The organism is Paraburkholderia sp. UCT70, from assembly GCF_050434085.1.
GTDB lineage: Bacteria > Pseudomonadota > Gammaproteobacteria > Burkholderiales > Burkholderiaceae > Paraburkholderia > Paraburkholderia tuberum.
The window spans coordinates 1-12,977 of sequence record NZ_JBNPVZ010000001.1; the positions used below are offsets into that span (position 1 = coordinate 1).

At 61.0% G+C, this 12,977-nt stretch carries 11 protein-coding genes and 3 pseudogenes; 11 read left to right on the forward strand and 3 right to left on the reverse strand.

Translation table 11 applies throughout. The features are described 5' to 3' along the window. Positions 1 to 253: pseudogene (locus tag OKW41_RS00005) on the reverse strand (glycosaminoglycan attachment site); the annotation flags it as partial. Between the two features lie 606 nt (positions 254 to 859). Further along, positions 860 to 1,684, reverse strand: coding sequence for a lipid A biosynthesis lauroyl acyltransferase (locus OKW41_RS00010; protein WP_429571115.1), 825 nt, complete (start codon positions 1,682 to 1,684; stop codon positions 860 to 862). 48 nt (positions 1,685 to 1,732) lie between these two features. On the opposite strand from OKW41_RS00010, the pseudogene OKW41_RS00015 reads away from it, so the two are divergent. The 5 genes and pseudogenes from OKW41_RS00015 to OKW41_RS00035 all read left to right on the forward strand — a co-directional run bounded on the left by OKW41_RS00015 (position 1,733) and on the right by OKW41_RS00035 (position 5,019). Then, positions 1,733 to 2,464 (forward strand): annotated as a pseudogene (locus OKW41_RS00015) (IS6 family transposase). 58 nt (positions 2,465 to 2,522) lie between these two features. Beyond that, positions 2,523 to 2,918: pseudogene (locus OKW41_RS00020) on the forward strand (transposase); the annotation flags it as partial. Positions 2,919 to 2,984: 66 nt separating this feature from the next. After that, the gene (locus OKW41_RS00025) at positions 2,985 to 4,448 is read left to right on the forward strand and encodes a 4-hydroxyphenylacetate 3-hydroxylase family protein (protein ID WP_429571416.1); all 1,464 of its coding nucleotides are present in this window, start codon (positions 2,985 to 2,987) and stop codon (positions 4,446 to 4,448) included. 65 nt (positions 4,449 to 4,513) lie between these two features. Further along, positions 4,514 to 4,708 (forward strand): flavin reductase, encoded by a 195-nt coding sequence (locus tag OKW41_RS00030; RefSeq protein ID WP_429571116.1) that lies wholly within the window; start codon positions 4,514 to 4,516, stop codon positions 4,706 to 4,708. Continuing rightward, positions 4,705 to 5,019, forward strand: a complete 315-nt coding sequence (locus OKW41_RS00035) for a flavin reductase family protein (RefSeq protein WP_429571417.1) — start codon at positions 4,705 to 4,707, stop codon at positions 5,017 to 5,019. Before OKW41_RS00030 ends, OKW41_RS00035 begins: the two co-directional genes overlap by 4 nt. Here OKW41_RS00035 and OKW41_RS00040 read toward each other — a convergent pair whose 3' ends face one another. Then, a complete protein-coding gene (locus tag OKW41_RS00040; RefSeq protein ID WP_429571117.1) occupies positions 5,020 to 5,616 on the reverse strand; it encodes a helix-turn-helix domain-containing protein in 597 nt (198 codons plus the stop codon). A 203-nt stretch (positions 5,617 to 5,819) separates the two neighbouring features. Between OKW41_RS00040 and OKW41_RS00045 the strand changes: the two genes are divergently transcribed. The 6 genes from OKW41_RS00045 (at position 5,820) to OKW41_RS00070 (ending at position 12,973) form a co-directional block, all read left to right on the forward strand. Beyond that, the gene (locus OKW41_RS00045) at positions 5,820 to 7,877 is read left to right on the forward strand and encodes a hydantoinase/oxoprolinase family protein (RefSeq protein WP_429571118.1); all 2,058 of its coding nucleotides are present in this window, start codon (positions 5,820 to 5,822) and stop codon (positions 7,875 to 7,877) included. Between the two features lie 14 nt (positions 7,878 to 7,891). Further along, positions 7,892 to 9,667, forward strand: a complete 1,776-nt coding sequence (locus OKW41_RS00050; RefSeq protein ID WP_429571119.1) for a hydantoinase B/oxoprolinase family protein — start codon at positions 7,892 to 7,894, stop codon at positions 9,665 to 9,667. A 176-nt stretch (positions 9,668 to 9,843) separates the two neighbouring features. Then, positions 9,844 to 10,833 (forward strand): acetamidase/formamidase family protein, encoded by a 990-nt coding sequence (locus tag OKW41_RS00055; RefSeq protein WP_429571120.1) that lies wholly within the window; start codon positions 9,844 to 9,846, stop codon positions 10,831 to 10,833. Positions 10,834 to 10,898: 65 nt separating this feature from the next. Continuing rightward, positions 10,899 to 11,765 carry an ABC transporter substrate-binding protein gene (locus tag OKW41_RS00060; protein WP_429571121.1) on the forward strand — a complete coding sequence of 289 codons (867 nt, stop codon included), beginning with the start codon at positions 10,899 to 10,901 and terminating at the stop codon, positions 11,763 to 11,765. A gap of 39 nt (positions 11,766 to 11,804) precedes the next feature. Continuing rightward, entirely contained in the window at positions 11,805 to 12,233 is a 429-nt protein-coding gene (locus OKW41_RS00065; protein WP_429571122.1) for an ABC transporter permease subunit, read from the forward strand. Further along, positions 12,230 to 12,973, forward strand: a complete 744-nt coding sequence (locus OKW41_RS00070) for an SDR family NAD(P)-dependent oxidoreductase (protein WP_429571123.1) — start codon at positions 12,230 to 12,232, stop codon at positions 12,971 to 12,973. Before OKW41_RS00065 ends, OKW41_RS00070 begins: the two co-directional genes overlap by 4 nt. Positions 12,974 to 12,977: the final 4 nt, after the last annotated feature.

The following is a 12,977-nucleotide window of genomic DNA, read 5'->3' on the forward strand; positions in this document are numbered from 1 at the left end:
GCTTGCCAAGAGCTGCATTCGCCGTCGTTGCTTCGACGATGAAATCTCCGAACTGGCTTTTCACGTGAAAGTCGGGCGACGCGTGAGCCCAGTCCAGTTCGAAACCGTAGGCGTTGAACAACGCGAACAGGTAGATCTCCCAGAACGAGGAGTTAAACGTCGTCTGGAACTCCTTCACGAACTTGCCGTCGCGGTCGGGGAACCCTTCGAGCCAGCGCTCAAGCTCCGCTCGCTCGACATGCATCGAAGGCAAGATGATGCTCCTGAAGTTCGCATGCAGCTGGTCGTCCGCAACAAGCGGCGAAAAAATATCCATGTTTGTCCCGATAATTACCATTCACTTGCTCACGTGGCCGCGCCCATGGTCTGAGGGCCGTCGCCGGAGCGTTTCCATTTTTTTTCTCTGCATGTAAGCACGCCGACCTTGCGAATCTGGACTCCGGTCGGCCAAGCAGTTTGCAACCGACGGTCCTATGAACAGACCCGGTTGGCTCTTGAGCCGTTTGCATTGAGTTGGGCGAGCGAGATCGAAAGGGAAAACGCATGGTTCGTAACCACAGCTGAGGAGCGATTGTCGGCATCCAGGCAGCCCTGTCCAATGTCTCAAATGTGCCGACTCTACTCTATTCACAGCTGCCGCCCTAAGCAGCCGTTGAAGATTTCCAGGGCAGGTCTTCGGACCCTTCATCGAACTGGTGCTATCGGCCATCAACGGTCGGTCGCACAAACTTTCACAAGGACATTCGAGCGGCGGCTTCGCCCCAGACAACGGACCGTCGCGCCTCCGCGGCGGTTGTCACCTCGTCGGCAAATAAGGTTGTTCACCGGTAGCGGAAGGACACGCCGGCCACGCAGTATTTTAGTAGACGGCTGGAACGCCGGGTGGGCGGTGTTTGAAGCGTCGATGCACCCAGTAATACTGTTCCGGAAATCGCAAAATCTGAGCCTCAAGAAACGCGTTCATTCTCCGCGCATCGTTGGTGTCGCTTCCGGATGGGAAATCGTTGAGCGGCTCGAAGATGGTCAACTTATACCCTCTGAAATCCGGCAGCACCTCCGTCACGAACGGCACCACTCGCGCATGGCCCAGTCTTGCAAGTCGCGAGACGGATGTCAGCGTGCAGGCGGGAACGCCGAAGAATGGGACAAAAACAGAGTTGTTGATACCGTGATCCATGTCCGCCGCGAGCATGACTGGTTTGCCAGAACGAAGTATTCCCAAGATCTTTCTGGCACTCGTCGAACGTTCGATCATATCCGCGCCAAACCTGCCGCGCTGTCGCCTTGCAAGGTCGCAGAGGCGCGTGTTCGACATGCGTGTGTACAGTGCTGCGACAGGCAGCTGCATCGAGTACAGCATGCATCCGATCTCGATGCCCACGAAGTGGAACCCCAGAAAGATGGTAGGTGGCGCATCCTTGTCTTCGAGATCAATCCTGCTTTCGATCTGGACAATATTCTTTATCGTCTTTGCGCTACCGAACCATTGAATGCCTCGTTCGAGATAGCTGCGGATAACCTGCCGGAAATGTTCTTTGGCAAGATCGTGGTGCTCGCGTTCGGTCTTTTCTGGAAAGCAAAGGCGCAGATTGACAAGTACAACATGTTTGCGGCGACCTGGAAGCGCATACGCCGCTGCACCGAGCGCGCTGCCAAGCCTCGCGACCAAAGGGTACGGAAGCACTGAGAAGGCGCTGTCAGGTTAGAGGACCTGCCGCGGTAAAATGAAGCAATGAAAAAGACGAAATCGCTTTATCACGGTCATCGGTTCCCCGCTGTCGTCATCAGCTGTGCTGTTCGCTGGTATTTCCGGTTCAGCCTGAGCCTGCGCGACATCGAGGAGTTGTTGCTCGAGCGTGGTGTCGTAGTCACATACGAAACGATCCGTTGCTGGTGCGACAAATTCGGCGCTGGATTTTCTCGGCGCGCCAGGGCGGTGCGGCGCAAGCCGGGCACTACGTGGCACCTCGACGAAATGTTCGTGACGCTGCAGGGGGAGCCGTATCTGTTGTAGCGTGCGGTCGACGAACATGGCGCCGAACTGGATGTGCTGGTGCAAAAGCGGCGCGACAAGGCTGCGGCAAAGCGCTTTTTCCTGCGGGTGCTGCATTCGAACCCGGTGCCGCGCAGGATTGTTACGGACCAGTTGCGCAGTTACCCGGCAGCAAAGGCTGATATTCCCGAACTCGCTCAGGTGAAGCACGTATTCGTCAAAGCGGCTGCACGCGTGAACAATCGCGCCGAGAACAGCCATCAGCCGACCCGCAGGCGCGAACGGCACATGTGCAGCTTTCGCGATGCACGTCGCACCCAGGCATTTCTCTCATGCTTTGGCCCGATCCGGCAGCACTTCGCCTTGCCCAGACATCAGATGAAGGCAGCATGTCATCGCGCCATACTCAAGAAACGCCTCGCCGTCTGGCATGGTTGGACCGTGGATGCTGAAATCGAGCATGCTATCTGATCAGGATACCTACGTTTAGCCAAAAACATAGCCTGTGCTCGTCAAGTTGACAAAGCCGGTTCATCGCATGCGCCAACGGCTCATCCAGGAGCGGACAGCGAAATCGAATCAGATCCGGAGCATGTTTGCTGAAGAGGGTGTGATCTTCCCGGTCGGGCTTCCGCAATTGAGAAAAGGAGTGGTTGAGCTCGTCAACAATCCCGATTCCTTCATTACCGCTTTGCTCAGACGGCTTGGCTCGATGTACCTCGAGCAACTAAAGGCACTGCAGCAATGGCTCGACGAACTTGCTGCTGAGATAGCGGAGATCTTCAAGAGCAATGAAGCTTGCCAACGGCTCGCTACCGTTCCAGGAATCGGACCGGTCATCGCGACTGCGCTCGTGGGTAGTGTGGGCGATCCATCGCAGTTCAGGAACAGCCGGCAATTTGCACCCTGGTTGGGGCTGACGCCTCGTCTGGCGCTGAACGCGCGTTTCATATATATTTCGTTGCACGCAAGTCACTTTCATGGAGTGCATATGGATTCACGGACAGGGGAGGATTACGTCGAAGCGTTGCGGGATGGCCGGAACGTCTATATCAATGGCGCGCGCGTCGACGACGTGACCACGCATCCCGCCTTTCGCCATACCGTCGCGTCGTTCGCGAAGCTGTACGACTTTCAGGCGCTACCCGAGAACCAGGCGTTGATGACGATCGCAAGCCCCGGCAACGGCAGACGCGTCAGCCGTGCGTGGGACTTGCCGACCGACTACGCGAGTCTGGTCATGCGCCGGCAGGCGCTCGAAGCGTCCCTACGGCTTCATCACGGATTTCTCGGGCGCTCGCCGGATCATCTGGCCACCACGTTGAGCGGCATGCTGATCGGCATCGAGGTGTTTCGGCGCCACGATGAAAAGCGCGCTCGCGCGCTTTCCGATTACTTCGCGTTCGCCCGGGACAACGATCTGTTCGTGAGCTATGCGATCCAGAACCCGCAGGCGGACAAGACCCGCAGCGCGTCCGCTCAGGCGGCGGATCTCGTTGCTCGCGTGATCCGCCAGGACGACGCAGGCATCGTCGTCAGCGGCGCAAAAATGCTCGGCACGAGTTCGATCATGGCCGACGAATTGCTGATCGCGAATATCCAGCCGCTCAAGCACGGCGAAGAGCGCTATGCGTTCAGTTGCGCCGTGCCGTCGGCGACGCGCGGCCTGCATTTCCTGTCGCGGCGCTCATACGAACAGGCGGCGATATCGCGCTTCGATCACCCACTGTCGTCGTGTCTCGACGAAAACGATGCGATCGTCTATTTCGACGAAGTGCACGTGCCGTGGAGCCGTGTCTTCCTGCTCGCCGACATCGAAGCCGCGCGGCAACAGTGGAGCGATACGCCCGCCCACGTCTACCAGAACTATCAGGCGCAGGTACGTCTTGCCGTCAAGCTGCAGTTTCTGGTCGGCATCGCGCACCGCATCGCCGAAACGACGGGCAGCATCGATATTCCGGCCATCAAGGGACAAATCGGCCGGCTTGCCGCGCAGGCAACGCTGGTCGATGGTCTAGTAAAAGGCATGGAGGCCGCCGCAGTGCGTATCGGTGACTATGTCGTCCCGAGCGCCCCAATGCTCTACGCAGCCCAGACGCTGACGCAGGAGCTCTACCCCGCCTTCGTGCAGACGATCCGCGAAATCGCCGGCGGAGGCCTGATCATGCTGCCGTCTTCCGCTGCCGATTTCGAAAATCCGGACATCGCCGCGATGATCGAAGCCACACAGGTATCGTCCGCGACCGACAGCCTCGGCCGCGTGCGCCTCTTCAAGCTCGCCTGGGATGCGCTCGGCTCGGAGTTCGCGTCGCGGCATCTGCAATACGAAATGTTCTATGCCGGTTCTTCGCACGTGAATCACGGCAACATGTACCGGCATTACGACTGGCCGGCCGCATTCGATCAGGTCGACACCGCGTTGAACGACATGGGCGCGCCCTCGATGAGTGCGTAGAGGAACCTTCGCGCGGCCGCGGACCGATCCGTGCAATGCCATGCAAACACCACCGGTTTATTTCTATGGCCCATACAGAAGCCGCTTGCGAGCGCGCAACCGCCGACGCCCGCGCCAATTTCCGCAAGGCGGTCGCACAGTTCGCAACCGGCATTGCGATCGTCACCGTCGAAGCGGAGCAATCGGACGAAGTGCATGGCATGACCATCAACAGCTTTACTTCGTTCAGCCTCGATCCGCCCACGGTGCTCGTTCGCTGAAGCGCGGGCGCACGCATGAACTTGTCAGCAGCAACGGGCGCTTCGGCGTGAGCATTTTGCGCGACGAGCACGCGGACTTTTCCGCTTTGTTCAGCGGACGCGCCGGGTCCGCACGCAAACCGGAATTCGTGGTGCCGTCGCAAGCGCCGGTGCTGCGCGCGGCGCTCGCATGGTTCGAATGCGAGCGCCTCGATCAGCACGACATTCACGACCATACGCTGTTCGTGGCGACAGTCACCGCGTGCGAAAGTCTGGACGGCGCGCCGCTCATTTTCTTCGCAAGCCGCTATCACGACCTGCGCGCGACGTAGTCAGAAGGTCGGCGGCGTATTGATCCATAGTACCCGGCAATTCACATCGCCCGACGCGCGGTAACTGTGCTCCCGGTCGGACATGAAAAAGAAGCTGTAGCCGGTCGGCACGAGATGACGCCCGCCCTCGATCACCAGTTCGAGCTCGCCCGAGAGCACGTAGCCGACTTCCTCGCCGGCATGCTGGAACGGCCCGCACATTGGGCCGCCCGCGGGCATCTCGAGCAGCAGGCCCTCGAGTTGGCGATGTTCGCTGAACGGCGTGAGGATTTCTGCCGTGCTGCCGTCGCCCCCGTCCGTCACGTGTGCCTGGCGCGGCCGGTCGTCAGGCCCATAGATGGTGCAGACCTCTTCGTCTTTCGGATCCATCAGCGCCGCGACGTTCACATTTAGCGCTTTTGCGATCCGGTGCAGCGTCGTCAGCGAAGGCATGACGACCGAATTTTCGATTCGCGAAAGCAGGCTTTCCGAGCAACCGGCCGCGGCGGCCACATCCTTCAAACGCAGCCGGTTGACGCGACGCAGATAGCGCACACGCGGGCCGACGTCGGGCGCATCTTCATCTCCCCTGCCGACTTCTGAATCCAGATTTTCCATCAAGTTTTCACACCTATAAATTTGTAGTGCGATCCTCAATATCGCCGGCGCACGGCGATGCTGCGGCGCCTTTGCCCGTTATACCGCAGAACCAGCAAGAGTTGTGCACAACGCAAGCCGCAAGTTTATTTTGAAACGTGTTGCTCCCTATGAAAGTGTGTTGCACACTGATCATTAACAGCCGAGGGAGTTGCACAGTGCGAATGTCAATTGATGTCGGGGGCACCTTTACCGATCTCGTGGTGAGCGAACCCGGCGGGACGGCGGCCATGTACAAGTCGCCTACCACCTATCCCCATCCGATCGGCGGAATTCTCGGCGCGCTGGAACTGGCAGCGAAAGCCCGCGGCATCGAAATCCGCGATCTGCTTGGCCAGACGGAAATGCTCTTTCATTCGACGACGCGCGCGATCAACGCGGTCGTCACCGGCAACGTCGCGCGCACGGCGCTTCTCGTGACCGAAGGTCATCCCGACATCCTTCTGATTCGCGAAGGCGGCCGCACTGACCCGTTCAACTACCGCGTACCGTATCCGGCGCCCTACATCCCGCGTTCGCTCACTTTCGAGGTGCCGGAGCGCGTGTGGGCGGACGGCCGGATTCATGCACCGCTCGACGAATCGGCATTGCTTCGCCTCATCGGCGAACTGAAGGAGCGAAAGGTCGAGGCAGTGGCCGTCTCGCTGCTCTGGTCGATCGTCAATCCGGCACACGAGGAGCGTATCGCGCAGCTTCTCGATGAACACCTTCCCGGCGTGCCTTATACATTGTCGCACCGGCTCAATCCGACCGTTCGCGAGTATCGGCGCACCTCGTCGTGTGCAATCGACGCATCGCTCAAGCCGATCATGAGCGACTATCTGCGCACGCTGAAATCCGAGTTGCAGGAACGCGGACTCGCGGGGCAAATCTTTGCGGTGACGTCGCAAGGCGGCCTAGTCGACGTTGCCGATCTGGCCGAGCGCCCGATTCTCGCACTCAACTCCGGCCCTGCCATGGCGCCGGTCGCGGGCCGGCATTTCGCCGAACTTGAAAACGTGCGCACCGCGATCGTCACCGATGCGGGCGGCACGACCTACGACGTTTCGCTCGTGCGCGACGGAACCCTGCCATGGACGCGCGAAAGCTGGCTCGGCCCGATCTACCAGGGACACCTGACGGGCTTCCCATCGGTCGACGTGAAAAGCGTCGGTGCGGGCGGCGGCAGCATCGCACGTGTCGATGCGGCGGGCCTCCTGCATGTCGGTCCGGAAAGCGCCGGCTCTACGCCGGGACCGGTCTGCTACGGCCGCGGCGGCAAACTGCCGACGGTCACCGATGCAGCGGTCGTACTCGGCTACATCGATCCGACGTTTTTCCTTGGCGGACAAATGGGCCTTGGCCGCGAAGCCGCACGCGACGCGATCGCCACGGAGATTGCCGGCCCGCTCAGCATCAGCGTCGAAGAGGCCGCCCTGTCGATTCTCGATCTCGCCACCGAAAGCATGGTGAACGCGATCGAGGACATCACCGTAAAGCAAGGCATCGATCCTGAGGAGACGGCCATGATCGGTGGCGGCGGCGCGGCTGGCATCAATGCCGTGCTGATCGCGCGCCGGCTGCGCTGCGGAACCGTCGTGTTTCCCGACGTCGGCGCAGCGCTCAGCGCAGCAGGCGCGATGATGTCGGAGCTGACGACCGAATTTTCGCGCACTGCGTTTATGAAAACTGCGTCGTTCGATCGGGAATGCGCGAATGCGCTGATCGCCGAACTGGTTGCGCAAGCCGAAGCGTTTTTCGCGAAGGCGGGGCCGCATGCGCGCAACAAGTGCATCGACTTGTCGGTCGAGGCACGCTATCCGAGCCAGGTGTGGGAAATCGACGTGCCGCTGCGCGGCGCCCGGTTCGACAGCGACGCCGATCTGGCTGCGCTGATCGCCGACTTTCATGCGCGCCACACCGAGCTGTTCTCTTTCCGCGACGACGGGGACGCCGTCGAGATCATGAGCTGGCGGGCACTTGCGCGTTGCCGCGTAGCGGAACCGTCGTCGATTCGCATTGCTGAAGAGCCGGTATCGCAGAACCACCGCTCTCGGCCGATGTATTTCCGCGAGACCGGGCTGATCGATGCGCCGACCTATCGGCTGGAAAGCATGGCGATCGACGCTGACGTCGCCGGCCCCGCCGTCGTCGACAGCAACTTCACGACCATCGTGGTCAATCCCGGTGCGCGCGCCGTGCGCCGGGCCGGCGGCCATCTGGTCATCCACAGCGCAACGTAGAAGAGGAAATGGACATGCAGGTTCGGAACCAGCCAGGTGCGCCCGTTGCAAACGGCGTCAAACTCGCGATCATGCAAAAGCGCTTCGAGGGCGTCACGCGCAAGATGGCGAACACGCTCCTGCGTACCGCGCGCTCGGGCGTCATCAATACGGCGCGCGACTTTTCATGCGCGATTGTGACCGCCGGATGCGACCTGCTTACCGCCGCCGATAGCTATCCGATTCACGTGATCGGCGGCGCCGATCTGATGGCTCGCGCGATGCTCGATATCCATCCGGACCTTCGCAGGGGTGATGCCTTCCTGCATAACTCGCCCTATCACGGAAATTCGCACGCCGCCGACCATACGATCCTCGTGCCGGTGTTCGACGACCGCGACGTCCATCGCTTCACGGTCGTCGCAAAAGCTCATCAGGCCGATTGCGGCAACTCGCTGCCGACGACCTACATGGGCGACGCACGCGACGTTTATGAGGAGGGTGCGCTGATCTTCCCGGCCGTCAAGGTGCAGTCCGATTACGAGGACAATCGCGACATCATTAACATGTGCATGATGCGCATCCGCGTGCCGGACCAGTGGCGCGGCGACTATCTGGCGATGATCGGCGCCGCGCGCATCGGCGAGCGCGAAATCGTGCGCATGGGCGAAGAGCTCGGCTGGGACGCAGTCACCGCGCATGCGGAACAGTGGTTCGACATGACAGAGCGCCGCATGGTCGAAGTCATTTCCTCGATCCGCTCCGGCAGCGCGCGCGGCACATGTACGCACGACCCGCTGCGCGGCTCTCCGGCCGAGGGTATTCCGGCGAATGCCGACGTCACCGTCGACGCAAAAAACGGCCGCATCGTGGTCGATCTGACCGACAACATCGACTGCCTGCCGGTGGGCGTCAACCTCAGCGAGGCTTGCGCCCGATCGGCTGCACTGGTCGGCGTGCTCAACAGCCTGCCTTCTCCGATCACGCCGAACGCGGGCAGTCTGCGGCGCATCGAGGTGAAGCTGCGCGAGAACTGCTGCGTCGGCATTCCGACGCACCCGTACTCGACCTCGGTCGCCACGACCAATCTCGGCGATCGCGTCTCCAATGCGGTGCAACTCGCAATGGCGAGCATCGATCCGGGCGTCGGCATGGCCGAAGGCGGCGCCGCGCTGCCGCCTTCCGCCGGCGTGATCTCGGGCCACGACCCGCGCAGCGGACATGCGTTCGTCAACGAGGTGATCCTCGCCGCCGGCGGAGGACCGGGCACGCCGTCCGAGGACGGCTGGCTCTCGCTGTTTTGCATGGGCAATGCGGGCATGCCGTTCTACGACAGCATCGAGATCGACGAAATGCTGCATCCGATGATGATCGAGATTCGCAAGATCATCGCCGACAGCGAGGGCGCGGGCATGTACCGTGGCGCGCCGGGAATCATGACCGCGTTTCGCCCGATCGACTGCCATTTCGAACTCGGCTTCTGCTCGGACGGCACAGTCAATCCGTCGCTCGGCACGCGAGGCGGCGGCAATGCGCGGCCCGCGCGGCAATACCTCGAAGCGGACAACGGCGAAATGCACGAGCTCAGTACCTCCGAACACGTTCATGTGCGCAGCGACCAGCGCGTCGTGTCGATGACCAACGGCGGCGGCGGTTACGGCGATCCCGCGGCGCGCGAAGCTGAGCGCGTCGCGCGCGACGTCGTCGAGGGCTGGATCGGCCGGGACCGCGCGCACGACGTCTATCGCGTCGCGCTGACGAGTACCGGCGCAGTCGACCTCGCCGCGACTTCCGCGCTCAGGGCGCAGTAGCGGCGGCGCGCCACGATACGCAACGCGACAGCGCCGCGACCAAATCCACTACCTCGCGGTCGGTACGCGCTTCGCGCCTACCGGTAGGCCAGGATCCGCAGTCCATTTGATGTTCAACCACACGTCGGGTGTCCCAAGTATTACGCGGCATCCTTAATGGTCTCGAAGGAGCGTGCATGAGCGAATCACACATATTAACGTCGTCGCCGGATACGGTGCACTGGGGTTTCTTCGATTCGGCGCTGGCGCCGGTACTGACGATTCGATCCGGCGACGAAGTCCGGATCGAAACAGTCAATGGGCAGCCTCGCGACCTGGTCGGATTGCCGTTTGAGATGCTGCCGGAGCATCAGGCGATTCATCGTGATTGCAAGCCGAAGCTCGGGCCGCATATTGTGACCGGTCCGGTCGCCGTAGACGGTGCACAGCCCGGCGATCTGCTGGAAGTGCGGGTAGTCGACATCGAACTTCGGCAGGACTGGGGCTGGAACGCTATCCGCCCGTTGCGCGGCACTCTGCCGGACGACTTTCCGATCACGCAGCTGCTTCACGTGCCGATTGACCGGTCGCGCAACGTGGCGACGCTGCCGTTCGGGCCGCGAATTCCGCTTCGGCCGTTCTTCGGGATCATGGCCGTCGCCCCGCCGCCCGCATATGGCGCGATCAGCTCCATCGAACCGCGCGAGCACGGCGGGAATATCGACAATAAGGAATTGGGTGTAGGCGCGATCGTCTACTTTCCGGTCCATGTGCCCGGCGCCCTGTTTTCTGTCGGCGACGGGCACGCAGTACAGGGAGACGGCGAGGTTGATCTAAGCGCGCTCGAAACGTCTTTGACCGGCGTTTTCCGTCTGACGGTCCATCCCGGAATCGAGGCCTCCCTCCCGTTCGCGATCACCCAGCGGCACGTCATTACGATGGGTTTCGACGAGAACCTCGACGAAGCCGCGCGCAAGGCATTGCGGGAAATGATTCAGCTAATCGGAAGAGCCACTGGATGGCCGCATGCGTCTGCCTATGCATTCTGCAGCATGGCGTGCGACCTGCGAATTACGCAGATGGTTGACGGCGAAAAGGGTGTTCATGCGATGGTCGAGCATTCGCTGCTCACGCCTCATCTGTCGAAACCGTATTTGGCGTTGAAGCCTCAGTCGCCAGATGCGTAGCTGACATCGTGTGCTACGCCACACAGGTTTTTCACTCCAATCGCATCTGATAAAGGGAACTAGCGATGAACGTCCGCTCTGTTTTGTTGTGCCTCCTTTCCTTGTGCTGGCTGGCAGTGGCGTCCCCCGCATTTGCCCAAACGGGTTCCGCTGCATGCGAACCGACCAAACTCGCACAGAAATATCCGTCGCTGGTCGACAAGGTCATCAAGATCGGCGCAGACCCGCAAACGCCACCGTATGTGGTCCGCGACAATGCCGATCTTAACGTGGTGCGGGGCATTTCTGCCGACATGGCGGCCGCTGCCATGAAGTGTGCGGGGATCAAGTACGAATGGTTCCTCGGTGCCTGGTCGGGCATGCTCCCAGCGCTGAACGGCGGTCAGATCGATCTTTTCTGGGACGACCTGTACTACACGCCCGAGCGGGCGAAGGCCGTGAACTACGTGGTCTATATGCGGGCCGCAAGCGGCGCGCTGATCAGCGCCAAAAGCGCGGGCGCGTTCAAGGACTTCGATTCGTTGTGCGGCCATCCAGTGGCCGTCGGCGTCGGGATGGTTGAGGTAGCGCTCGTCGACAAGCAGAGTCAAAAATGCGTGGATGAGAAGAAGCCCGGCATCACGAAGATCTTCTTTCCCGATCTCGCCTCCGGTACCCGCCTCATACAAAACAACCGCGCCGACGCGATGATGTACGACCTCGGTCTGGTCGGCTCCCTGGTAAAGGAATCGCCGCAAACCTATGCGCGAGGGTTCTCGATACTGTCGGGGCAAACGCTTGGTGTGGCGGTATCAAAGCATAATCCGGATCTGCAGAAGGCGGTTGCCGAAGCGCTGCGGATATTGCAGGCGAACGGCGAGCAAAAGGCGATCTTTGCGCGCTACGGCGTCGATCCCATGATGCAGATCCCCGTGGAAATCAGGGAGGAGTAAAGGCGCAATCCGACAACTTGCTTAACAGGAATTCCGGCCATGCAATCACTGACTGAACTGTGGTCATACACCATCTCCCCGTTTTTGTGGAACGGTGCTTGGCTTGCGGTTGAAATCACTGCATTGGGGATGACATTCGGTGTCCTGCTGGGCCTCGGGCTTGCGTTGGCCAAAACGTCGCGCCTGCGTGCGGTGTCAAATGGGGCTCACGCATATGTATGGTTCATGCGCGGTACGCCCCTTATGCTGCAGCTGGTTTTCATCTTCGATGCGCTACCGCTTGTCGGATGGAAACTCGATTCGTTCAGCACAGCGGTAACCGCGTTTGCGCTGAACGAGGCGGCATTTAGTTCCGAGATCATCCGCGGCGGCATCATTTCGGTTGCCACGTCGCAATGGAGCGCCGCCGCGTCGCTCGGTTCGTTCAGTGCCGGCAACCCTAACATTGTGCGGGGAGGTAACAATTGAATAATCGGGAACTCGAGCGGCAAGTGGTGCTGATCACCGGCGCCGGCTCCGGGATCGGCCGCTCGCATGCGCTTCATTTGCCGACGCTGGGCGCGTCGGTGATTGTCCACGACGTCGACGCCGCGAAGGTCCGGACGACTGTCGACGCGGTACGCAACGCAGGCGGCCGTGCGTTCGGCATCGTATGCGACGTCCGCGACTCGGCACGGTTTCGCCGTGAAATAGAAATGGCAGCGGCCGAGGCCGGACCGGTTGACGTCCTTGTGAACAACGTCGGGATTGCTTCAGACGGCCCGATCGAATCGCTGACGGTCGAGGAACTGGACACCGTTTTCCAGGTGAACGTCTACAGCTTTGTCGTTGCATTGCAAGCGGTATTGCCGGCAATGAAGCAGCGACGTGCAGGCCGGATCGTCAACACGTCGTCGAACTGGGCGTTGACGGGACAGGAGAACGCATGCGTCTATGCCGCGACAAAAGCGGCGCTTCTCGGGCTTACGAAGTCCTGGGCACGCGAGCTGGCGCCATGGAACATCACCGTCAACTGTATCGCGCCAGGCGGCATCCATACCGACTTGCTGCAAACCAGCGCCGAGCGGCTCGCCCGTATACCGCTCGGCCGACATGGCGATCCGCTTGACGTATCGCATATGGTTGCCTTTCTCGCTTCGCATCGATCGAATTATATGACCGGCTGTGTACTCAACCTGACCGGCGGCGAGCTGATTCCTGGCTGCTGATCGG